Source organism: Citrobacter sp. EC_71, from assembly GCF_019584005.1.
Classification (GTDB): Bacteria; Pseudomonadota; Gammaproteobacteria; order Enterobacterales; family Enterobacteriaceae; genus Citrobacter; species Citrobacter werkmanii.
Map to the genome: position 1 here is coordinate 48,794 of NZ_VDAY01000009.1, position 22,129 is coordinate 70,922.

The window sequence follows — 22,129 nt, forward strand, 5'->3', positions numbered from 1 at the left end:
AAATGCCTGATGACGGCGCTAATGCGCCTTATCAGGCCTACGGGGTGCATCATGGCAACGCATTTAAATTCACCACAAGAAGCCCCATATATGAAGAATGCGACGTTCTATCTTCTGGATAATGACACTACCGTTGATGGCTTAAGCGCCGTCGAGCTACTGGTGTGTGAAATTGCCGCAGAACGTTGGCGTGCTGGCAAGCGCGTGCTGATCGCCTGCGAAAACGAAAAGCAGGCCTTTCGCCTTGATGAAGCCCTGTGGGCAAGACCGGCAGAAAGCTTCGTGCCGCATAATCTGGCGGGTGAAGGTCCCAGAGGCGGCGCACCGGTAGAGATTGCCTGGCCGGAAAAACGCAACAGCAGCCCGCGCGACCTGCTCATCAGTTTACGCGTTGGCTTTGCAGATTTTGCCACCGCTTTCACAGAAGTGATAGACTTCGTCCCTTACGAAGATTCTTTGAAACAATCGGCACGCGATCGCTACAAAGCTTACCGCGTGGCTGGTTTTAACCTGAATACGGCAACCTGGAAATAATGGAAAAGACATATAACCCACAAGATATCGAACAGCCGCTTTACGAGCACTGGGAAAAGCAGGGCTATTTCAAACCTAACGGCGATGAAAGCAAAGAGTCCTTCTGCATCATGATCCCGCCGCCGAACGTCACCGGCAGTTTGCATATGGGTCATGCTTTCCAGCAAACCATCATGGACACCATGATTCGCTACCAGCGCATGCAGGGCAAAAACACTCTGTGGCAGGCCGGTACCGACCACGCGGGTATCGCTACCCAGATGGTGGTTGAGCGTAAGATTGCCGCTGAAGAAGGTAAAACTCGTCACGACTACGGTCGCGATGCGTTCATCGACAAAATCTGGCAGTGGAAAGCGGAATCCGGCGGCACCATTACCCGTCAGATGCGCCGTCTCGGCAACTCCGTTGACTGGGAGCGCGAGCGCTTCACCATGGACGAAGGTCTTTCCAATGCCGTGAAAGAAGTCTTCGTTCGCCTGTACAAAGAAGACCTGATTTACCGCGGCAAGCGCCTGGTGAACTGGGACCCGAAACTGCGCACCGCCATCTCTGACCTGGAAGTGGAAAACCGCGAGTCCAAAGGCTCGATGTGGCACATCCGCTATCCGCTGGCCGACGGCGCGAAAACCGCAGATGGTAAAGATTATCTGGTCGTCGCCACTACCCGTCCGGAAACCATTCTCGGCGATACTGGCGTGGCTGTGAACCCGGAAGATCCGCGTTATAAAGATCTGATCGGCAAATTCGTGATGCTGCCGCTGGTTGACCGCCGTATTCCAATCGTTGGCGACGAACACGCCGATATGGAAAAAGGCACCGGCTGCGTGAAGATCACCCCGGCGCACGACTTTAACGACTACGAAGTCGGGAAACGTCACGCCCTGCCGATGATCAACATTCTGACCTTTGACGGCGACATCCGCGAAACCGCGGAAGTGTACGACACCAAAGGCGAAGAGTCTGACGTTTACTCCAACGCGATTCCGGCTGAATTCCAGAAGCTGGAACGCTTTGCTGCCCGTAAAGCGATCGTCGCTGCCGTTGACGCCCTGGGCCTGCTGGAAGAAATTAAACCGCACGACCTGACCGTCCCTTATGGCGACCGTGGCGGCGTGGTTATCGAACCGATGCTGACCGACCAGTGGTACGTGCGTGCTGACGTGCTGGCGAAACCAGCGGTTGAAGCCGTTGAAAACGGCAGCATTCAGTTCGTGCCGAAGCAGTACGAAAACATGTACTTCTCCTGGATGCGCGATATTCAGGACTGGTGTATCTCCCGTCAGCTGTGGTGGGGTCACCGTATCCCGGCATGGTACGACAACGACGGCAACGTCTACGTTGGCCGTACAGAAGACGAAGTGCGTCAGGAAAACAACCTCGGCGCCGACGTTGCGCTTCGTCAGGACGAAGACGTTCTCGATACCTGGTTCTCCTCCGCGCTGTGGACTTTCTCCACCCTCGGCTGGCCGGAAAACACCGACGCCCTGCGTCAGTTCCACCCGACCAGCGTGATGGTTTCCGGCTTCGACATCATCTTCTTCTGGATTGCCCGCATGATCATGATGACCATGCACTTCATCAAAGATGAAAACGGCAAGCCGCAGGTTCCGTTCCATACCGTCTACATGACCGGTCTGATTCGCGACGACGAAGGCCAGAAGATGTCCAAATCCAAGGGTAACGTTATTGACCCGCTGGATATGGTCGACGGCATCTCCCTGCCGGAGCTGCTGGAAAAACGTACCGGCAACATGATGCAGCCGCAACTGGCTGAGAAGATTGCCAAGCGTACCGAGAAGCAGTTCCCGAACGGCATCGAGCCGCACGGCACCGACGCCCTGCGCTTTACCCTGGCGGCGCTGGCTTCGACCGGCCGCGATATCAACTGGGATATGAAGCGTCTGGAAGGTTACCGTAACTTCTGTAACAAGCTGTGGAACGCCAGCCGCTTTGTGCTGATGAACACTGAAGAGCAGGATTGCGGCTTCAACGGCGGCGAAATGACCCTGTCGCTGGCGGACCGCTGGATCCTGGCTGAATTCAACCAGACCGTGAAAGCGTACCGCGAAGCGCTGGATAACTTCCGCTTCGACATCGCCGCGGGCATTCTGTATGAATTCACCTGGAACCAGTTCTGCGACTGGTATCTGGAACTGACCAAGCCGGTAATGACCGGGGGTTCCGAGTCTGAACTGCGCGGTACCCGCAATACGCTGGTTACCGTGCTGGAAGGTCTGCTGCGCCTGGCGCACCCGATCATCCCGTTCATCACCGAAACCATCTGGCAGCGCGTGAAGGTCATTTGCGGTATTACCGCCGATACCATCATGCTGCAGCCGTTCCCGGAATATAACGCCGCGCAGGTTGATGAAGCCGCGCTGGCTGATACCGAATGGCTGAAGCAGGCGATCGTTGCCGTGCGTAACATTCGTGCGGAAATGAACATCGCCCCGGGTAAACCGCTGGAGCTGCTGCTGCGTGGTTGCAGCAAAGATGCGGAGCGTCGTGTGAACGACAACCGCAGCTTCCTGCTGAACCTGGCGCGTCTGGAAAGCATCACCGTGCTGCCTGCCGATAACAAAGGTCCGGTTTCCGTGACCAAAATCATCGACGGCGCTGAACTGTTGATCCCAATGGCTGGCCTCATCAACAAAGAAGATGAGCTGGCGCGTCTGGCGAAAGAAGTGGCGAAAATCGAAGGTGAGATTGCCCGTATCGAAGGCAAACTCTCCAACGAAGGTTTCGTCGCTCGCGCACCGGAAGCGGTGATCGCCAAAGAGCGTGAGAAGTTAGACGGTTACGCAGAAGCCAAAGCGAAGCTGATTGAGCAGCAGGCGGTCATCGCCGCGCTGTAATCATCGAGCCCGTAGGTCGGATAAGCGTAGCGCATCCGACACTACTGACGATTAAAAAGCCTCTGGCGTCCTCGCTCAGAGGCTTTTTATTGAATTATCCTCGCTTGCGCTTCCCCTCACCGCAGTGGTATTAACTGCATATGTTCCACATTTATGTCATGAGTTCGCTATGAGTGTCACTACCCCTGCCTTTGCGACGCTGCGTCGTCTTACCGCCGACGATAACGCCGCCATCGCCCGCGTTATTCGCCAGGTTTCCGCCGAATACGGGCTTACCGCTGATAAAGGCTATACCGTCGCCGACCCTAATCTGGATGAGCTGTTCCAGGTTTACAGCCAGCCGGGCGCGGCCTATTGGGTCGTTGAGCAGAATGGTCAGGTGGTGGGCGGCGGCGGCGTCGCGCCGTTAGGCTGTAGCGAGCCGGACATTTGCGAGCTGCAGAAGATGTATTTCCTGTCGAGCGTACGCGGCCAGGGGCTGGCGAAAAAGCTGGCGCTGATGGCGCTGGATCACGCCCGTGAGCAGGGTTTTAAGCAGTGCTATCTGGAAACGACCGCGTTTCTGACCGAGGCTATTCGCCTGTATGAACATTTAGGCTTTGAGCATATCAGCGAAGCGCTGGGCTGCACCGGGCACGTGGATTGTGAAGTACGGATGTTAAAGCCCCTCTGACCTTACGCTGAGGGGCTATGGCAACCTTACTGCATCTCAGCTGAAAGCATCAGACGAATCACGCCGGCCGAACGCGCGGTCGGCAGCTTCAACACCTGTGACCAGAGATCCTGCACTATCTCACAGGCAATCTTCTCTTTGCCGACAGCTTTAGTCGGATCGGCCATGATTTGAATATCCGGTCCATAGCGCTGTACTAGTCCTGGACTTATTGCTTGCAGATCCTGCAACGCCAGCTGTTTCTCTTCTGCCGTGACCGTATGTTTGTTCGGACCATAGGCAGCACGCATCATACTCATATCACTCGCCATACGACGGTTCATGATCTCATGCGGAACCAGACGTGCCGGGTTAATCCCCCCTTTTACTGCCGGAAACAGGAAGCGGAAGCATTCGTCATCACCTATTTTGGCCACGGCGGCGATCTGCTCAAGATTAATTTTCATATATTCAATGACATTGGCATCAGGAGCTTGCTGCAATCGTGCCATCTGCAACTGAAGAATCTGCGGCTGTATCGCGTCGATAACCTGCTGTTCGCTGCTCCCCGCTTTCTTCATCTGCGCTGCCTGGCTGATAATTTTTTGTGTCAGCGCGGGCTCCTGTTCCTTAATCACCTGAAACGCCGGATTAGAGAGCATCGCCTTTTCAAACTGCTGCTCTTCGGTCAGACCATAATCCGGGTTTTCACGTGGGATCAGGTAGTGCACATCAAACAGATTCCACGCAATAATCGCCACCACAAAGACCACCGCGCCTGAGATCTTGCCCAGCCAGCCTTTTTTACGAAACATGCCAACGACGATGGCAATCACCACCCCGATATAGCCCGCTAACCATACGTGTGCCCAGTTCATTAACCATCCTTATGCAAAACAATCTCTGGTAAGGGGATATATTTCCCCCTTCGTGTGTTTTGATTATTACGGCAGCGGCGAGCGATTTCCAGCCACCAGATTTTGCTAGCGGAAATGGGGGAAGAGGTAATACGCGCGATGATTGAACACCGCACGTCACGGAAAGAATCAAGCCGGTACGCCGCTGTGAAAGCGGAACTCGTCGTCAGGAGAGGTAATCAGCGCGGCTTCGACTTCGCCAAAAAATCGCACCCGGTCGCTGATATCATCAGCAGAAACCTGCTGCGCCAGCGCCAGATAATCCTGATAGTGCCGCGCCTCGGATCGCAGCAGCGACAGATAAAACGCCTGCAAATCAGCCTCCAGATACGGTGCCAGCGCGGCAAAACGTTCACAGGAGCGGGCTTCGATATACGCCCCGCAAATCAGCTTGTCGATCAGCGTCAGCGGCTCGTGGGTGCGTACCTCTTTGAGCATGCCTTTGGCGTAACGGCTGGCGGTAATTTTGATGTAAGGAATATTGCGGCTCATCATCGCCTCGCGTACCTGCGAGAAGTGATGTAGCTCTTCTTTAATCAGCAACACCATGCTGTCAATAAGCTTTCGTCCCCACGGGTCGTCGGTCTGCGGCATGACGCTTTTGCTTATCTGTTTATTCAGCGCGATAAAATCCGGCTCATCCCCTTCTCTGAAAGCAAACGCTTCATAGGGTTTCAGCCAGTCCAACAGCGCCTGCGATCCCTGTTTATCCGCGACATACTTACGCACCAGCAGCATTGCCGTTTGCGCCGCTTTCAGTTCGCAGACGAGGTGATCGGTCAATAACAGCGGCAGATTCGCCGGGTCTCGCGCTTTATCAAGCCAGGCCTGGGGCGTTTTGCATTTCAGGAAGTTGTGGATCGGGGAGAGTATTTGCGGGTAATCCATACGTTGTCCTTGGCCTGCGGCAGCCTGTGCTACCGCAGGTCAGCAGATGACTTAGTGACGCACGCCGTCATCATCTTCGTCGACGAGGTCTTCATCGTCGCCGTCTTCACCTTCTTCGCCGTTCGGGTCTTCAAAATAAGTGCCCCAACCGTCGTATTCCACTTCAAATTTTTCAGCCAGGTTCATCAGTTGCTCAACCTGCGCGTCAATCAGCTCGGCATTCAGGGCGCATTCGCTGAGGATGTCACAGCAAATAACCGTGTCGCCTTCTTCCACTTCCAGCTCTTCCGGCTCGGTCACTTCATAACCCAGCTTGAAGGCTTCTACTGCCGCTTTTTCCAGGGTTTCAAAGTCGTCCGCGGAAAGGTGATGCTCAATGGTGTACAGCGCGTCTGGATCGCTGCCATCTTCGAGTAACTCTTCAATAATCAAGCGTGTTTCTTCACGCTGCTCTTCCAGTAGTTCCGGGTTTGCCATGGCTCGTTCCTCATAATGTCCTGCCGATACTCTTATTGTCACATACCGCTGTCATTGCCTCCACCTTTCCAGGAAAGATTTGTTAAACAAGGTTGCAAATGAATAAACATACATATAAATTGAATTTTAATTCAATAAATGGCTTAAGCCATGTGAGGAAACCATGTCTACGTTTTATCAGAAGCACTTTTTGAAATTGCTCGATTTCACCTCTGCTGAACTCACGTCACTGCTCAAGCTCGCCGCACAGCTCAAGGCAGATAAGAAAAACGGCACAGAGGTGGCTCAACTCACCGGTAAAAATATCGCGCTCATCTTCGAAAAAGACTCGACTCGTACTCGTTGCTCTTTCGAAGTTGCCGCATACGATCAGGGCGCTCGAGTGACATATCTCGGGCCAAGCGGCAGCCAGATTGGACATAAAGAGTCGATTAAAGATACTGCCCGCGTGCTTGGCCGTATGTACGACGGTATTCAGTATCGGGGTCACGGTCAGGAAGTGGTGGAAACGCTGGCGGAATATGCCGGTGTGCCGGTGTGGAATGGATTAACTAACGAGTTTCATCCCACCCAGTTACTGGCGGATCTGTTAACTATGCAGGAACACCTGCCGGGTAAAGCATTTAATGAGATGACGCTGGTCTATACCGGCGATGCCCGTAACAATATGGGCAATTCAATGCTGGAAGCCGCCGCGTTAACCGGGTTAGATCTGCGTCTGGTTGCACCGCAGGCCTGCTGGCCGGAAGAGAGTCTGGTGGCAGAATGCAAAGCGCTGGCACAGAAAAACGGTGGCAATATTACGCTGACCGAAGATATCGCCACGGGCGTAAAAGGTGCAGACTTCATCTACACCGACGTATGGGTGTCAATGGGCGAAGCGAAAGAGAAGTGGGCCGAGCGTATTGCACTGCTGCGCAAATATCAGGTAAACAGCACGATGATGGCGCTCACCGGCAATCCGCAGGTGAAATTTCTGCACTGCCTGCCCGCGTTCCATGACGATCAAACCACGCTTGGCAAACAAATGGAGCAACAGTACGGTTTGCACGGCGGGATGGAAGTGACCGACGACGTCTTTGAGTCCCCCGCCAGCATCGTATTTGATCAGGCGGAAAACCGGATGCACACCATTAAAGCGGTAATGGTGGCGACGCTTTCCAAAAAATAACGTTGCATGATTGATTTGCCGGATGGCGATGCTCAGCATCTTACCCGGCCTACAACCGCGCTCCCGTAGGCCGGGCAAGGCGAAGCCGCCCCCGGCAAACACGCTTATTCCACCCGCATTTTCACCACCGCTTTGCGTACCAGCGCCGGAGCACCGACTGCGCACAGCGGTTTGTGCACTTCCCCCGGATAGAACACCACAAAGTCACCCTCGTTCAGCACCACCGTTTTCTCCTGTGCCCCTTCCGACAGGAAGGCAATATCTTTATCCGCCAGCCAGTCAGTTTCCGGCGCGCCCGCAGGCTGCGTACTAAAGGTCATGCCTTCCTGCCCTTTGAGCAGGATCTGAATATCCAGATAGCGGGCATGATATTCGGCACGGCGCTGTGCAAACGGCTCCGTCATATCTTCGGCAATCAGATAAAACAGGCGATCGCCATCGATGTCATGCTTACCCTTTTCCGTCGCATCCGTAACATGCGTTTTAATGTGCTCAATCGCCTGACGCAGCTCTTCCGGCAGCCAGGCACCCAGGTTGTGAATATTGCCGACAATCATCTCAAACTCCTTGATTAAAACATCGTTTCATTTTTGTTGTTATACGAAAAAACGGCCTGTCATACCACTCCTAATTACCGATATTTTGCGGCAACGCATGTTTATCGCTGATGATGTTAGATAGTTGTTAACCTCACGCATCAGGTTATGCATAAACACTGCATAACTCTTACCCCCTCATTTTTCTCTTTGCTGGTAACTTACTGGTTTTGAAAGTGTTATGATAAAACCAAGCAGTCGATCACAATTCACACCTCCCCCACTCGCTTTGTTCGCCACCATATTTATTTGGCAATAAACTGTCCCGTACAAATAATAGAATCACAGAACCGCATAAACATTCACCTCATAATAAAAAATACATAAAAATCAATCAATTATTAAGTGTATATATTTTTAAAAATGTACATAAAATTAACATAGATAAATAACAAGACATATTCATGCGTAGCAATTCAGTTATTGTATTTATTATTTTTTAAAATCTCAGAGCCATCTCATATATTAGGAAAGCAAATTCAAATATCGAACCGACTGTGAAACAAATCACGTTTCCGTATCAAATAAGATCTAAATATAGATTCTGAAATCAGCTGAAAAATCATGACTGCAATAAATTGCATTTGCAGCCATCTCCTCTTTATTTTTTAAAATCGTATTAAAGGAATAATGATGGAAAAGCATTATGTCGGTTCTGAAATCGGTCAATTACGTAGCGTGATGCTGCATCGCCCTAATCTCAGCTTAAAAAGGCTGACGCCATCCAACTGTCAGGAGCTGCTTTTTGATGATGTGCTTTCGGTAGAACGTGCAGGTGAAGAGCACGACATTTTCGCCAACACGCTGCGTCAGGAGGGAATTGAGGTTCTGTTACTCACTGATTTATTGACACAAACTCTGGATATTCCAGACGCTAAAAGCTGGCTGCTGGATACGCAAATTTCTGATTATCGCCTTGGCCCCACTTTCGCCGCCGATGTCCGCGCCTGGCTTGCGGACATGCAGCACCGGGAACTGGCACGGCATTTAAGCGGCGGGCTGACCTATGGCGAAATCCCAGCGTCAATCAAAAATATGGTGGTTGATACTCATGATATTAATGATTTTATTATGAAGCCATTGCCCAACCATTTATTTACGCGTGACACCTCCTGCTGGATATATAACGGCGTGTCGATTAATCCGATGGCTAAAACCGCCCGGCAACGAGAAACTAATAATCTGCGGGCGATTTACCGTTGGCACCCGCAATTCGCCGATGGTGAGTTTATTAAATACTTCGGTGATGAAAATATTAATTATGACCACGCCACATTAGAAGGTGGCGATGTGCTGGTCATTGGTCGCGGTGCGGTACTTATTGGCATGTCTGAGCGCACCACGCCACAGGGAATCGAGTTCCTTGCTCAGTCACTCTTCAAGCATCGCCAGGCAGAGCGCGTCATCGCGGTCGAACTGCCTAAGCATCGTTCCTGCATGCATCTCGACACCGTGATGACCCACATCGATATCGATACCTTCTCTGTCTACCCGGAAGTGGTGCGCCCGGACGTGCAGTGCTGGACTCTGACGCCGGACGGGCGCGGCGGCCTGAAACGGACGCAGGAAAGTACGCTGGTTCATGCCCTGGAAAAAGCGCTGGGGCTCGATCAAATTCGCCTGATTACCACCGGCGGTGACGCCTTCGAAGCCGAACGTGAACAGTGGAATGACGCCAACAACGTCCTGACGCTACGTCCCGGTGTGGTTGTGGGTTACGAGCGCAATATCTGGACCAACGAGAAATACGACAAAGCCGGTATCACCGTTTTACCCATTCCTGGCGACGAACTTGGACGCGGACGCGGCGGCGCGCGCTGCATGAGCTGCCCGCTGGAACGCGACGGTATTTAAGGAGACGTCATGGAAAATAAACCGACCCTGGTTGTGGCTCTGGGCGGCAACGCGCTGCTCAAACGCGGCGAGCCGCTGGAAGCAGACATCCAACGTAAGAATATTGAGCTGGCGGCAAAAACCATCGCCCGGCTTACGCAACAGTGGCGTGTGATTCTGGTACACGGCAATGGCCCACAGGTTGGACTGCTGGCGTTACAAAACAGCGCTTACGCCAGCGTCACCCCCTATCCGCTCGATATTCTCGGCGCGGAAAGTCAGGGAATGATTGGCTATATGTTGCAACAGGCGCTGAAAAACCAGCTTCCACAGCGAGAAATTAGCGTCCTGCTGACGCAGGTTGAAGTCGATGCCCACGATCCAGCCTTCAGCAATCCCACCAAATATATCGGGCCCATTTACGACCAAACCCAGGCCAGTGCATTACAGGTGGAAAAAGGCTGGGTTTTCAAAGCCGATGGTAAAGCGTTCCGTCGCGTTGTGCCCTCTCCGCAACCCAAACGTATTGTTGAAAGTGACGCGATCCAGGCGTTGATCGCCCGCGATCATCTGGTCATCTGCAATGGCGGCGGCGGTGTGCCGGTCGTGGAAAAAGCCGATGGCTACCACGGCATTGAAGCCGTGATCGACAAAGATCTCTCCGCTGCCCTGCTCGCCAGCCAGCTTCATGCTGATGCGTTGCTCATCCTGACCGATGCCGACGCGGTGTACCTCGACTGGGGCAAACCCACCCAGCGCCCTCTGGCTCAGGTCACCCCCGAAATACTCGGCGAGATGCAGTTCGACGCCGGTTCTATGGGGCCGAAAGTTACCGCCTGCGCGAATTTTGTCTCTCAATGCCAGGGGATAGCAGGCATCGGCTCCCTGGCCGACGGCCCGGCCATTCTCTCGGGAGAGAAAGGCACATTGATTCGGCCCGAAACCATTGCTTACGACGCGTGACCCATTTTTGCCGGATGGGCGACTGCGCCTTATCCGGCCTACATAAGGACATTCTGATGACTGTTAACTTAAAAAATCGCAATTTTCTTAAATTGCTCGACTACGCCCCGGCAGAGATCCAGTACCTGATCGATCTGGCTATCGAATTAAAAACGGCGAAAAAGGCCGGACGCGAAAGACAGACGCTGGTCGGTAAAAATATCGCGCTCATCTTCGAAAAAACCTCAACCCGCACCCGCTGCGCCTTTGAGGTTGGCGCTTTTGATCAGGGCGCGCAGGTGACCTATCTCGGCCCAAGCGGCTCACAGATTGGTCACAAAGAATCGATGAAAGATACCGCCCGCGTGTTAGGCCGCATGTACGACGGCATCGAATATCGCGGATATGGCCAGGAGATCGTCGAAGAACTGGGGCAGTTCGCCGGTGTTCCGGTATGGAACGGACTGACCAACGAATTTCACCCTACGCAGATCCTTGCGGATCTGATGACCATGCTGGAACACGCGCCGGGCAAAACCTTACCTGAACTGAGCTTCGCCTACCTCGGTGACGCCCGCAATAACATGGGTAATTCGCTGATGGTTGGCGCGGCGAAAATGGGGATGGACATCCGCCTCGTCGCCCCTAAATCCTTCTGGCCGGATGAGACGCTGGTTGCCGAATGCCGTGAAATCGCCAGCGTGACAGGCGCGCGCATTACGCTCACGGAGGACGTTGAGGAAGGCGTTTACGACGTGGATTTCCTCTATACCGATGTCTGGGTCTCCATGGGCGAACCCAAAGAGGCATGGGCAGAACGCGTAAGCCTGATGACGCCTTACCAGATTAACCAGCGAGTCATCAACGCAACCGGCAACCCCAATGTGAAATTTATGCACTGTCTGCCCGCCTTCCATAACGAACACACCAAAGTTGGGCGTGAAATCGAAGCGGCTTACGGCCTGAAAGGGCTTGAGGTCACGGAAGAGGTGTTCGAGTCAGCACACTCCATCGTCTTCGACGAAGCAGAAAACCGGATGCATACCATCAAAGCGGTCATGGTAGCGACACTCGGCGACTAACCCCTGCGGGCATATGTCGCCTGACGGCATATGCCCGAGCTATCCGGAGAACATCATGGGCAAATTCAAATTTCCCAGCGCGTATACCATCCTGTTTATTCTTATTGCACTCGTCGCTGTTATGACCTGGATTGTCCCGGCAGGGAAATACCAGATGGCGATGAATGCGACCCTGGGTAAAGAAGTGCCGGTTGCCGGGACTTATGCCCCCACAGAGGCGCATCCACAAGGCATTACCGCTGTACTGCTGGCGCCAATTGACGGTCTTTATAATCACGAGACCTACACCGCCGGCGCCATTGATGTGGCGCTGTTTGTCCTGATCATCGGCGGTTTTCTCGGCGTGGTAAATAAAACGGGCGCCATTGACGCCGGTATCGAACGCGTAACGGTCAGGCTTAACGGCAAAGAAGAGTGGATGATCCCCATCCTGATGGGACTTTTCGCCGCCGGCGGTACGATTTACGGGATGGCGGAAGAGTCGCTACCTTTTTACACGCTGCTCGTCCCGGTAATGATGGCGGCCCGCTTTGATCCACTGGTCGCTGCTGCGACCGTTTTGCTCGGCGCAGGTATCGGCACACTCGGTTCGACAATTAACCCGTTCGCAACGGTTATCGCTGCCAACGCGGCCGGGATCCCCTTCACCCAGGGAATGCTGATGCGCATTCTGCTGCTGGTCGTCGGCTATGTGATCTGCGTGGTGTGGGTCATGCGCTATGCCCGGAAAGTTCGCAGCCATCCTGAGCTGTCTATCGTGGCGGATAAAATGGAGGAAAACCGCGCCCATTTTCTCGGTAGTCGCGCCAATACCAATCTGGAATTCACGGCAACGCGGAAATGGATCCTGCTGATTTTCGCCGCCGCCTTTGCGGTAATGATCTATGGAGTAGCGGTACTCGGGTGGTGGATGGCAGAAATATCCGGTGTTTTTCTGGCTGCTGCGATTATCGTCGGCGTAATCGCCCGCATGAGTGAAGAGGCATTTACCAGTACGTTCATTGACGGTGCGCGGGATCTGCTTGGCGTAGCGCTGATTATCGGTATTGCGCGCGGCATCGTCGTGGTGATGGATAACGGCATGATCACTCACACCATTCTGCACAGCGCTGAAAATTTAGTCTCCGGCCTTTCCACCACCATTTTCATCAATGTGACCTATTGGCTGGAAGTTTTGCTCTCCTTCCTGGTCCCATCGTCCTCTGGGCTGGCGGTCCTCACCATGCCCATTATGGCCCCGCTGGCCGACTTCGCGCATGTACAGAGGGATCTGGTCGTCACCGCTTATCAATCCGCTTCCGGCATTGTGAATCTGATTACGCCCACCTCTGCGGTTGTGATGGGTGGGCTGGCCATCGCGCGCGTTCCCTATGTGCGTTACCTGAAATGGGTCGCTCCGTTACTGCTCATTTTGACGTTACTGAACATGGTCGTCCTGAGTATCGGCGCGATGCTGTAACCCTTTTAGCCGTCGGATACCGGCGGCTTTTTTGATCGTTCTCTCGTTTTTCTGCACAACCGCCCGTTTGAGCCGTTATTGATACTGCAAATGTGGTGAATTTCGCCATCGCATTGATACAGATAATAAATATAAGGTGATTTTATGAAGGAATTCGATGATTACTCTGCCAAAGAGCAAAAACAGCTGGCGATGTGTCAGCGCCTGATTAGCGAAAAAAGCTACCTGTCCCAGGAAGCGCTGCGCCGCGACCTGCAAAGCCACGGCTTTACCAGTATTAGTCAGTCGACGGTGTCTCGTTTGCTGAAGTTGCTTGGGGCCATAAAAATAAGAAATACAAAAGGGCAAAAAATTTATTCTGTCAATCCTCAGTCACGACCCGCTCCTGATGCGGCGCGATCGATCGCTGAAATGGTGGTCAGCATAGAACACAATAGCGAGTTTATCCTCATTCACACCGCAGCAGGATATGGTCGCGCGGTTGCCAGAATCCTCGATTATCACGCCTTGCCGGAAGTTCTCGGCGTCATTGCCGGCAGCAGTATCGTCTGGGTCGCGCCGCGCGTCGTGCAGCGAACGGGCCTGGTTCACAAGCAGATTAATTATCTCTTTAAAATGAATTAAAATTCAGAAGAACCGTTTGCGATGAATAAATCGTGCATTTTTCGCTTGATCCCATAACGTAGCTGAGTATAATCGCGGACAATTTGCCGGGAGGATGTATGGTTCAGTGTGTACGACATTTTGTCTTACCGCGTCTGAAAAAGGACGCTGGCCTGCCGTTTTTCTTTCCGTTGATCACCCATTCCGAGCCCCTCAATTGAGGGGCTTTTTTTTTGCCCAGGCGTCAGGAGATAAACATGGCTAACCCGCTCTATCAAAAACACATCATTTCCATAAACGACCTCAGCCGCGATGACCTCAATCTGGTCCTCGCAACGGCGGCGAAATTAAAAGCTAACCCACAGCCGGAGCTGTTAAAGCATAAGGTTATCGCCAGCTGCTTCTTTGAAGCGTCAACCCGTACCCGTTTATCCTTTGAAACTTCTATGCACCGTCTGGGCGCCAGCGTGGTAGGTTTCTCTGACAGCAGCAACACGTCTCTGGGCAAAAAAGGCGAAACGCTGGCTGACACCATTTCCGTCATCAGCACCTATGTCGACGCCATCGTCATGCGCCATCCGCAGGAAGGCGCCGCGCGTCTGGCAACAGAATTCTCTGGTAACGTTCCGGTTCTTAACGCGGGCGACGGCTCTAACCAGCATCCAACCCAGACGCTGCTGGATCTGTTTACCATCCAGGAAACACAGGGCCGCCTGGACAATCTGCAAATCGCCATGGTGGGTGATCTGAAATATGGCCGCACTGTCCACTCCTTAACTCAGGCGCTGGCGAAATTTGAAGGCAACCGCTTCTACTTCATTGCCCCGGATGCGCTGGCCATGCCGCAATACATTCTGGATATGCTGACTGAAAAGGGCATCGCCTGGAGCCTGCATGGCACTATCGAAGAGGTAATGGCGGAGGTCGATATCCTCTATATGACCCGCGTACAAAAAGAGCGTCTGGACCCATCCGAATACGCCAACGTGAAAGCCCAGTTTGTCCTGCGCGCCAGCGACCTGAACGGCGCCAGAGCCAACATGAAGGTACTACATCCGCTGCCGCGTATTGATGAAATCACCACCGACGTCGATAAGACGCCGCACGCCTGGTATTTCCAGCAGGCTGGCAACGGCATCTTCGCCCGCCAGGCGTTACTGGCACTGGTACTGAATAGCGAACTGGCACTGTAAGGGAGAAAAAGAGATGACACACGATAACAAACTGCAGGTTGAAGCCATCAAACGTGGCACCGTGATTGACCATATTCCCGCACAGGTTGGTTTTAAATTGCTGACGCTGTTCAAGCTGACAGAAACCGACCAGCGAATCACCATCGGTCTGAACCTGCCGTCCGGTGAGATGGGTCGTAAGGACTTGATTAAAATTGAAAATACCTTCCTGACCGACGAGCAGGTTAACCAGCTCTCTCTGTATGCCCCGCAGGCAACGGTGAACCGCATTGACGATTACGATGTTGTGGGTAAATCACGTCCGAGTCTGCCAGAGCGCATCGACAACGTGCTGGTGTGCCCGAACAGCAACTGTATCAGTCATGCTGAGCCGGTTTCTTCCAGTTTTGCAGTGAAAAAGCGTGCTGATGACATCGCACTCAAATGCAAATACTGTGAAAAAGAGTTTTCGCATTATGTGGTGCTGGCCAACTAATTTGGGTTGGTTATGAGATCCCGGCTCCCTATAATGAGCGGGAACATTCTATTACCGCTGTAATTCAGGAGAAATCATGAGCAAGACTATCGCGACGGAAAATGCACCAGCAGCAATCGGCCCATACGTACAGGGTGTTGACCTGGGTAGCATGGTAATCACTTCCGGTCAGATCCCGGTCGATCCGAAAACCGGCGCCGTAGCGGAAGACGTGTCCGCTCAGGCGCGTCAGTCGCTGGAAAACGTAAAAGCTATCGTTGAAGCAGCAGGTCTGAAAGTGGGCGACATCGTAAAAACGACCGTCTTCGTGAAAGACCTGAACGATTTCGCTACCGTCAACGCCACCTACGAAGCGTTCTTCACTGAGCACAACGCGACCTTCCCGGCGCGTTCTTGCGTGGAAGTTGCCCGTCTGCCGAAAGACGTGAAAATCGAGATTGAAGCGATCGCCGTTCGTCGCTAATATAACCCAGATAAATATTTCAGTTTGATGGCTAATGCTGGTCGCTTAATGTGACCAGTATCTTTATTCAGGAGGTATCCTCCTGTTAAAACTGATAATATTCTTCTGGTGTGAATAAAGATAATGCCACATAAAAACCATTTTAATAATTTAATTAAAAATCCATATCCAACTCACAGGCATTATTTCATTAGCCATCCATTCAACTAACATTATCACCTAATAAGCCCCTCCCCAATTTCATACACAACAGAAATCTATTCGTTGTTTCAACTGCTATATTACATTATTTTCCACATAATTCATTTTTAAAATGAATAATTTCAGAAAAAATTAAAATGCAATTAAGCTAATATTGAGTTAGCTGCGCGTTATTTTCAATTATCATCAGTTTTATTTATATAAAATTACTATTCTTAGTTATTAGGATTAACCAGCTTGTGATGGTTAAGCATAGCTTTCTCTATATAAAAGGGTTTTAATTATGAATCTCCGCACACGGAAGGTGTTAGCTGTTATTCAGATATTATTGCAACTATGTCCGCCTTCCCTACTATTCTGGCTCGCGCCAAGCGCCCATGCCAGCAATCAGAATATCAGCCAGCCAGCTCAGCCTGCAGCCGGTACATCCTCCGCGCAAAGCCAGCAAGATGAGACCGAAAATAACGTTGCGCAGGCAGCCATACAGGCTGGGACTATGTTAGGCTCAGGCAATGCAGGTAACGCACTGGTTTCCCAGGCGACAGGCGCTGCATCAAGCGAAGTGCAGAAATGGTTAAATCAATTCGGTACCGCTCGTGTAAGCATCAGCACCGATGAGCATTTCACCCTGAATGATTCCGACCTCGACCTCCTCATTCCTCTTTACGATCAAAAAGAAAATCTGCTGTTTACCCAATTAGGCGGTCGCCGCCATGATGACCGGAATATTATCAATACCGGTCTGGGTTACCGCCATTTCTCAGATAAATGGATGTGGGGAACCAACATTTTTTACGATCGCCAAATTTCCGATAATCATCATGAACGCCTTGGCGTGGGAACGGAATTAGGCTGGGATTATCTCAAGCTTTCCGCTAACGGCTATTTTCGTCTGAGTGACTGGATGTCCTCCTCTCGCTATGCCGATTACGATGAACGCGCGGCTAACGGCTTTGATATTCGCGCGACAGGCTATCTGCCTGCGTATCCGCAACTGGGCGCGACCATGGTGTATGAGCAGTACTTCGGTAACAGCGTGGGGCTGTTTGGCGACGATGAAAGCGACCGCCAGAAAAACCCACATGCTATTACGCTGGGTCTGAACTATACGCCAGTGCCATTCATAACCCTTGGCGCTAACCAGAAAATGGGCAAAGGGGGGGAAAATGACACCCAGATTAATCTGGCGCTGAACTGGACGCCAGGGGTACCGTTAAGCGATCAATTCGACCCTTCCTCCGTGGCCGCACGTCGTTCACTGCTAGGAAGTCGTCAGGATCTGGTTGACCGTAATAACAATATCGTACTGGAATACCGCAAACAGGATCTGATTTCACTTTCACTTCCGGAACAGGTGGAAGGTGAAGAGCTGTCAACACAGAGCGTGACCGCGAAAGTGAAAGCGAAATACGGCCTCGACCATATTGAATGGCAGGCGGCTTCCTTCCTGAATAACGGCGGGAAAATCACGGCTGGCTCCAGCCCTGAACAGTTTGTACTGACACTACCTTCCTGGCAGAGCAGTGATGTGAACAGCTATACCCTGACGGCAACGGCCTGGGACAAAAATGGCAATGCCTCTAACGCCAGTAGCATGAAGGTGAATGTCACCGGTATTGATGTGAATACTCTGCAATCAACCACCACGGTTTCCCCAACTAAAATTTCAGCAGATGGGGCCAGTACAGCCACCGTCACCGTAACGCTTAGAACGGCTAATGCCGAAAGCGCAACGGGTCTGGCCTCCAGAATGAGCACAACGCTAATCTCATCGGCTACGGGGTCAAGTAACGCCGCCGTAGATGGCACGGTGAAAAAACCATCTATCACCAGTTTCAGCGAAACATCCGCCGGGGTGTATACCGCGACAATCACCTCCGGGACTACGTCGGATACGCTGACTATCCAGCCCTATATTGATGGGAAGGTAAAACTCGCCAGTGCGAAATTAATTGAAGAAGCCATGGTAACGGTGCCGCATCTAACCTCACTGGATACCTCAGCCACCAGCGCAATTGCCGGGGGCAGTACACCAATTACGCTGACGGCGCATGTCACCGACCAGTACGGCGCCATTCTGAAAGATGCTGTGATCGACTGGACGGCAGATAATACGAAAGCACAGCTGTCGACGGTAAAATCCACCACCGATGACAAAGGCACTGCGCAAATACAAGTCTCCAGCACAGAGGTGATTAACACCGTTGTCACCGCACAACTGGAAGGTGGGAATTCACTGAGTACGCCGACACTCAGCTTTACGGCTGACGCCGCTACGGCAAAAGTGACTTCTATCAGCAATGAAAAAGATACGATTGTCGCTAACAATACCGATACCAGTACGGTGACAGCAATGGTTGCCGATGATAATGGTAATGCGCTAAGCGACGTGACGGTCAACTGGACGGTGACAAAGAGCGATGGCACAAAAGTCAGCCAAAAAACCACGGCGACCAACAATCAGGGTGCGGCAACGCTAACACTGAAATCAACAAAAACTGGCATAGTCACGGTAACGGCGGATGTTAACGGTAATTCACCAAAATCAACGGGAGAGATTACTTTTGTTGCCGACAGCAGCAGCCAGAATGTCACCTCAATCACACTGAGTAAAAGTACGGCGCTGGCCAACGGCAGCGACGGTATTTCCTACGAAGCGACCGTAACGGATGCGTTTGGCAATGCTATCGCCAACGCAACGGTGTTGTGGGCATCTGATAATGCCGATATGACGCTAAGCCAGCCGCAAACAACCAGCGATGCGAACGGTAAAACATCCATACAAGTCACGTCACTGAAAGCGGGCGATGTGGTGATCAGCGCACAGACCAGTACTGGTACGGCTTATCAGGCAAGTAAAGCGACCTTCTCGGCCGACAGCAGCAGCGCCTTCGTTAGTAGCCTGGACAGTGACCGCGATTCCGCACTGGCTAACGGCACGGACAGCATTGAGCCAAAAGCCACCGTGACTGATACACACGGCAACCCAGTAGCAGGGGTGGATGTCAGTTGGTCGGTATCCCCGTCTACGGGAATATTGTCGGCAACCACCAGCAAAACCGACAGCAACGGTGTGGCAACGGTAACATTAACGTCAACGTCAGTGGAGAACTATAAAGTCACCGCCACAACCACCAATGGCCCAGCGAAGGAACTCTCCCCTCTGTCCTTTACTGTCGATAGCGCCACCACGCACCTGGACAGCGTTAGTGCATCGTCTACCAGCGCGCTGGCAGATAGCACAACGGCTATCACCCTCACTGCGACAGTTATCGACCAGAGCGGTCATCCGGTGCCAAATGAGGCCATAAACTGGAGTGCGGATAACGCGAAAGCGATACTTTCCGCAACCCAGTCGACAACGGATGCCCAGGGTCAGGCGCAGATCACGGTAAAAAGCGCGGATGTCATCACCACCATCGTCACCGCGCAGCACGGTTCAGCCGAATCGAAGAAAAGCGAACCGCTGAGCTTTACGGCAGATGAATCCTCCGCCAGCGTTGTCGCTATCGGTGCAGATAAATATGAGGTAGTGGCAAACAATATCGACAGCAGCACATCCACGGCGAAGGTTGAAGACAGCAGCGGTCATCCACTCAGTGGGATAACGGTAAACTGGAACGTGAAGAAAACAGACGGCACTTCAGCAGGGAGCAAAACCTCAATAACCGACAGCGAGGGGAACGCCATCCTGACGCTAAAATCAGCCAAAACGGGCACGGCAACAGCCTCGGCCAGCGTCAGCGGCACGGCGGCGAAAGAAGACAAAGTGACCACGTTTATTGCGGATGCAAGCACACAGAACGTCACGCAGGTAGAGCCAAGCAAAACAACCGCAGTGGCTAACGGCAGCGATAGCATCACTTATGTGGCGACCGTCCTTGACGGACAGAACAACCCAGTCAGCGGCGCCCTCGTCAATTGGTCGACAGACAATGCGGACATGCAGCTCAGCGCGACCTCAACCACCAGTGATACCAACGGTAAGTCACAGATAACCGTGACCTCGTTAAAATCGGGTGATGTTGTGATTAGCGCACAGACCGATGCAGGCGTGGCGTATAAAGCCGTTAAAACGACCTTCAGTGCAGACATCAATCAGGCGAAAATGACGCTGGTAAGTGATAAAGACAAGACGGTTGCCGACGGCACCAGCGAAATTGTGCTGAGCGCCACGCTGGTCGATGCAAACAATAACCCGATAACCGATACCGAGGTGAACTGGAGCGTTGCGCCAACCACTGGTACATTGTCAGCCGCGAAGACCACCACCGACAGCAGCGGTGTGGCCAAAGTGACGCTCACTTCTGCTGAAATTGCTGAATACCAGGTTGATGCAACGATGAGCGGCGGTAACAAGGCATCAGCATCCAAAACCGGTCTGATCTTTACCGCAGACAGTACGACAGCAAACGTCTCCTCGCTGACAGCAGATAAAGACGTCGATATCGTTGCGGGTAAAGATACCGTCACACTAACGGCGTTGGTATTAGATGGCAGTAACCATCCAGTACCTGGTATGACCGTCAACTGGAGCAGCACAGAAACCAACAGTACCTTTAGCGTTAACTCTTCGGTGACGGACTCCGATGGTAAGGCGACTGTGACTTTCTCCAGCCTGAAAGCAGGAAGTATCGACGTGACCGGTACGCTGTCCTTAAGCACCAGCAAAGCGTCAAAAACATTGCTGGTGATTGGCGATGTCAGCACCGCAACGTTTAGCAGCGTCGTGCCAGATGTGACGGAAGCGGTAGCGGATGGTACAGCGGCAATAACCTGGACGGCCACGGTATGGGATGCAAATAAAAACCTGCTGAAAGATGTGGCGGTTAACTGGACGAGCGATAACACGAATGTTGTGCTGTCAGCAACGAACGGGACAACGCTGGAAGATGGTACGGTCACGGTAAGCGGGACGTCGATAAAATCAGGTAGCGTGAAAGCCACAGCAACAATAACCTCACCGTCAGCAACGAAAACGTCCAGCGTAGCGAACTTTATTGGCGATGTGAAAACCGCAAAAATAGACTCACTGAAGCCAAATGTCGATCACGTATCGGCAGGGACCTCTCCGGTGACCTATACCGCAACGGTATCTGATATCAATAACAACCCTGTTTCAGGCGGTTCGGTTGCCTGGACCACGGATCTGAATACGTTGTCCGCACAAACCAGTACAACGAATGCCAGCGGTATAGCCACTGTTAAGTTGTCAGGTATTGAATTCGGTGTCGCCACCGTCACGGCCACGATCAACGAAAGTACAAAAACGGATAGTACAGTCAAGTTCCTTGGCAACATTGAGTTCGACTGGAACATCACCAATGGCGCAGCGAACGCGGAAATTGATGGGCCAACGGTAACCCAATTTACAGATCTAGGCTTTATCGTCACCGGTGATACCACGGGGCCTACGAGCCTGGTTTGGTCCCAGGGTGGGTATAGCGTCATTACTGCACCGTTTACGGATGATAAGGGGAATACCCGAACCGTCACATTCAGAGGACAGAGGGCGAATATGTGTGGCGCCACTGCATTTAACTCTGCCGCAGGGTGCCAGGTGAGTTCAAATTACCCACACTTTGTCTACAAAGCAACAGATGGGGACAATGCGAACCTTCCTGCGGGTACCTGGCATGGTGTGGTAACCTTTGACGGCAAGGATTGGCACAGCTCGTGGGCGCTTAGCTACACCATGAATGTTACGCTGACGGTAAATTAACCCACCGCGGTTTAACTCAGAGAGCTGGTTTATCAGGGAGCAGATCGTCTGCTCCCTGATTGTTTC

20 protein-coding genes are annotated in these 22,129 nt (G+C 52.4%); 15 read left to right on the forward strand and 5 right to left on the reverse strand.

Annotation, left to right across the window (positions count from 1 at the left end):
* The first annotated feature begins 90 nt into the window (after positions 1-90).
* The 3 genes from holC to FHD02_RS11870 all read left to right on the forward strand — a co-directional run bounded on the left by holC (position 91) and on the right by FHD02_RS11870 (position 4,062).
* Positions 91-534, forward strand: a complete 444-nt coding sequence (gene holC, locus FHD02_RS11860; protein ID WP_170972899.1) for a DNA polymerase III subunit chi — start codon at positions 91-93, stop codon at positions 532-534.
* On the forward strand, positions 534-3,389 hold the full coding sequence (locus FHD02_RS11865) for a valine--tRNA ligase (RefSeq protein WP_220393895.1): 2,856 nt from the start codon (positions 534-536) through the stop codon (positions 3,387-3,389). The genes holC and FHD02_RS11865 overlap by 1 nt, the downstream gene beginning before the upstream one ends.
* A gap of 169 nt (positions 3,390-3,558) precedes the next feature.
* Positions 3,559-4,062 (forward strand): GNAT family N-acetyltransferase, encoded by a 504-nt coding sequence (locus FHD02_RS11870; protein ID WP_042312683.1) that lies wholly within the window; start codon positions 3,559-3,561, stop codon positions 4,060-4,062.
* A gap of 26 nt (positions 4,063-4,088) precedes the next feature.
* Here FHD02_RS11870 and FHD02_RS11875 read toward each other — a convergent pair whose 3' ends face one another.
* The 3 genes from FHD02_RS11875 to rraB all read right to left on the reverse strand — a co-directional run bounded on the left by FHD02_RS11875 (position 4,089) and on the right by rraB (position 6,323).
* Positions 4,089-4,919 carry a hypothetical protein gene (locus FHD02_RS11875; RefSeq protein ID WP_042312685.1) on the reverse strand — a complete coding sequence of 277 codons (831 nt, stop codon included), beginning with the start codon at positions 4,917-4,919 and terminating at the stop codon, positions 4,089-4,091.
* Positions 4,920-5,087: 168 nt separating this feature from the next.
* A complete protein-coding gene (gene miaE, locus FHD02_RS11880) occupies positions 5,088-5,846 on the reverse strand; it encodes a tRNA isopentenyl-2-thiomethyl-A-37 hydroxylase MiaE (protein WP_042312687.1) in 759 nt (252 codons plus the stop codon).
* Positions 5,847-5,897: 51 nt separating this feature from the next.
* Positions 5,898-6,323 (reverse strand): ribonuclease E inhibitor RraB, encoded by a 426-nt coding sequence (gene rraB / locus FHD02_RS11885; RefSeq protein WP_042312689.1) that lies wholly within the window; start codon positions 6,321-6,323, stop codon positions 5,898-5,900.
* Positions 6,324-6,421: 98 nt separating this feature from the next.
* Between rraB and FHD02_RS24865 the strand changes: the two genes are divergently transcribed.
* A complete protein-coding gene (locus FHD02_RS24865) occupies positions 6,422-6,517 on the forward strand; it encodes a hypothetical protein (protein ID WP_371415456.1) in 96 nt (31 codons plus the stop codon).
* The gene (argF, locus tag FHD02_RS11890) at positions 6,487-7,494 is read left to right on the forward strand and encodes an ornithine carbamoyltransferase (protein ID WP_220393896.1); all 1,008 of its coding nucleotides are present in this window, start codon (positions 6,487-6,489) and stop codon (positions 7,492-7,494) included. The genes FHD02_RS24865 and argF (FHD02_RS11890) overlap by 31 nt, the downstream gene beginning before the upstream one ends.
* A 104-nt stretch (positions 7,495-7,598) precedes the next feature.
* Here the strand turns inward: argF (FHD02_RS11890) and FHD02_RS11895 are convergent, their stop codons facing one another.
* Entirely contained in the window at positions 7,599-8,051 is a 453-nt protein-coding gene (locus tag FHD02_RS11895; RefSeq protein ID WP_137360178.1) for a YhcH/YjgK/YiaL family protein, read from the reverse strand.
* A 672-nt stretch (positions 8,052-8,723) separates the two neighbouring features.
* Between FHD02_RS11895 and arcA the strand changes: the two genes are divergently transcribed.
* The 5 genes from arcA (at position 8,724) to FHD02_RS11920 (ending at position 14,030) form a co-directional block, all read left to right on the forward strand.
* A complete protein-coding gene (arcA, locus tag FHD02_RS11900; protein WP_038636756.1) occupies positions 8,724-9,944 on the forward strand; it encodes an arginine deiminase in 1,221 nt (406 codons plus the stop codon).
* A 9-nt stretch (positions 9,945-9,953) separates the two neighbouring features.
* On the forward strand, positions 9,954-10,886 hold the full coding sequence (gene arcC / locus FHD02_RS11905) for a carbamate kinase (protein WP_038636753.1): 933 nt from the start codon (positions 9,954-9,956) through the stop codon (positions 10,884-10,886).
* A 56-nt stretch (positions 10,887-10,942) separates the two neighbouring features.
* Entirely contained in the window at positions 10,943-11,947 is a 1,005-nt protein-coding gene (gene argF / locus FHD02_RS11910) for an ornithine carbamoyltransferase (protein WP_137360179.1), read from the forward strand.
* A gap of 55 nt (positions 11,948-12,002) precedes the next feature.
* Positions 12,003-13,406 (forward strand): YfcC family protein, encoded by a 1,404-nt coding sequence (locus FHD02_RS11915; protein ID WP_137360180.1) that lies wholly within the window; start codon positions 12,003-12,005, stop codon positions 13,404-13,406.
* A gap of 144 nt (positions 13,407-13,550) precedes the next feature.
* A complete protein-coding gene (locus FHD02_RS11920; protein ID WP_042312701.1) occupies positions 13,551-14,030 on the forward strand; it encodes an arginine repressor in 480 nt (159 codons plus the stop codon).
* Here the strand turns inward: FHD02_RS11920 and FHD02_RS11925 are convergent.
* A complete protein-coding gene (locus tag FHD02_RS11925) occupies positions 14,027-14,149 on the reverse strand; it encodes a hypothetical protein (RefSeq protein WP_087857458.1) in 123 nt (40 codons plus the stop codon). The genes FHD02_RS11920 and FHD02_RS11925 overlap by 4 nt on opposite strands.
* Here FHD02_RS11925 and pyrL point away from each other — a divergent pair.
* The 5 genes from pyrL (at position 14,129) to FHD02_RS11955 (ending at position 22,063) form a co-directional block, all read left to right on the forward strand.
* On the forward strand, positions 14,129-14,230 hold the full coding sequence (gene pyrL / locus FHD02_RS11930; RefSeq protein WP_003025819.1) for a pyr operon leader peptide: 102 nt from the start codon (positions 14,129-14,131) through the stop codon (positions 14,228-14,230). The genes FHD02_RS11925 and pyrL overlap by 21 nt on opposite strands.
* Before the next feature lie 36 nt (positions 14,231-14,266).
* Positions 14,267-15,202, forward strand: coding sequence for an aspartate carbamoyltransferase (gene pyrB, locus FHD02_RS11940; RefSeq protein WP_038636743.1), 936 nt, complete (start codon positions 14,267-14,269; stop codon positions 15,200-15,202).
* A 13-nt stretch (positions 15,203-15,215) separates the two neighbouring features.
* The gene (pyrI, locus tag FHD02_RS11945; RefSeq protein WP_003025816.1) at positions 15,216-15,677 is read left to right on the forward strand and encodes an aspartate carbamoyltransferase regulatory subunit; all 462 of its coding nucleotides are present in this window, start codon (positions 15,216-15,218) and stop codon (positions 15,675-15,677) included.
* Positions 15,678-15,753: 76 nt separating this feature from the next.
* Positions 15,754-16,140 carry a 2-iminobutanoate/2-iminopropanoate deaminase gene (gene ridA / locus FHD02_RS11950; protein ID WP_000047544.1) on the forward strand — a complete coding sequence of 129 codons (387 nt, stop codon included), beginning with the start codon at positions 15,754-15,756 and terminating at the stop codon, positions 16,138-16,140.
* 484 nt (positions 16,141-16,624) lie between these two features.
* On the forward strand, positions 16,625-22,063 hold the full coding sequence (locus tag FHD02_RS11955; protein WP_220393897.1) for an Ig-like domain-containing protein: 5,439 nt from the start codon (positions 16,625-16,627) through the stop codon (positions 22,061-22,063).
* Positions 22,064-22,129 lie beyond the last annotated feature (66 nt).

Excerpts from the sequence above, each read along its gene's own strand:
- holC (WP_170972899.1), top strand. The coding sequence starts at position 91 with ATGAAGAATGCGACGTTCTATCTTCTGGATAATGACACTACCGTTGAT.
- argF (WP_137360179.1), top strand. The coding sequence starts at position 10,943 with ATGACTGTTAACTTAAAAAATCGCAATTTTCTTAAATTGCTCGACTAC.
- FHD02_RS11915 (WP_137360180.1), top strand. The coding sequence starts at position 12,003 with ATGGGCAAATTCAAATTTCCCAGCGCGTATACCATCCTGTTTATTCTT.
- argF (WP_220393896.1), top strand. The coding sequence starts at position 6,487 with ATGTCTACGTTTTATCAGAAGCACTTTTTGAAATTGCTCGATTTCACC.
- arcC (WP_038636753.1), top strand. The coding sequence starts at position 9,954 with ATGGAAAATAAACCGACCCTGGTTGTGGCTCTGGGCGGCAACGCGCTG.
- pyrB (WP_038636743.1), top strand. The coding sequence starts at position 14,267 with ATGGCTAACCCGCTCTATCAAAAACACATCATTTCCATAAACGACCTC.
- FHD02_RS24865 (WP_371415456.1), top strand. The coding sequence starts at position 6,422 with ATGAATAAACATACATATAAATTGAATTTTAATTCAATAAATGGCTTA.
- arcA (WP_038636756.1), top strand. The coding sequence starts at position 8,724 with ATGGAAAAGCATTATGTCGGTTCTGAAATCGGTCAATTACGTAGCGTG.
- FHD02_RS11865 (WP_220393895.1), top strand. The coding sequence starts at position 534 with ATGGAAAAGACATATAACCCACAAGATATCGAACAGCCGCTTTACGAG.
- FHD02_RS11955 (WP_220393897.1), top strand. The coding sequence starts at position 16,625 with ATGAATCTCCGCACACGGAAGGTGTTAGCTGTTATTCAGATATTATTG.
- ridA (WP_000047544.1), top strand. The coding sequence starts at position 15,754 with ATGAGCAAGACTATCGCGACGGAAAATGCACCAGCAGCAATCGGCCCA.
- FHD02_RS11925 (WP_087857458.1), bottom strand. The coding sequence starts at position 14,149 with ATGTCGTACACACTGAACCATACATCCTCCCGGCAAATTGTCCGCGAT.
- miaE (WP_042312687.1), bottom strand. The coding sequence starts at position 5,846 with ATGGATTACCCGCAAATACTCTCCCCGATCCACAACTTCCTGAAATGC.
- FHD02_RS11875 (WP_042312685.1), bottom strand. The coding sequence starts at position 4,919 with ATGAACTGGGCACACGTATGGTTAGCGGGCTATATCGGGGTGGTGATT.
- pyrI (WP_003025816.1), top strand. The coding sequence starts at position 15,216 with ATGACACACGATAACAAACTGCAGGTTGAAGCCATCAAACGTGGCACC.
- FHD02_RS11920 (WP_042312701.1), top strand. The coding sequence starts at position 13,551 with ATGAAGGAATTCGATGATTACTCTGCCAAAGAGCAAAAACAGCTGGCG.
- FHD02_RS11870 (WP_042312683.1), top strand. The coding sequence starts at position 3,559 with ATGAGTGTCACTACCCCTGCCTTTGCGACGCTGCGTCGTCTTACCGCC.
- FHD02_RS11895 (WP_137360178.1), bottom strand. The coding sequence starts at position 8,051 with ATGATTGTCGGCAATATTCACAACCTGGGTGCCTGGCTGCCGGAAGAG.
- rraB (WP_042312689.1), bottom strand. The coding sequence starts at position 6,323 with ATGGCAAACCCGGAACTACTGGAAGAGCAGCGTGAAGAAACACGCTTG.
- pyrL (WP_003025819.1), top strand. The coding sequence starts at position 14,129 with ATGGTTCAGTGTGTACGACATTTTGTCTTACCGCGTCTGAAAAAGGAC.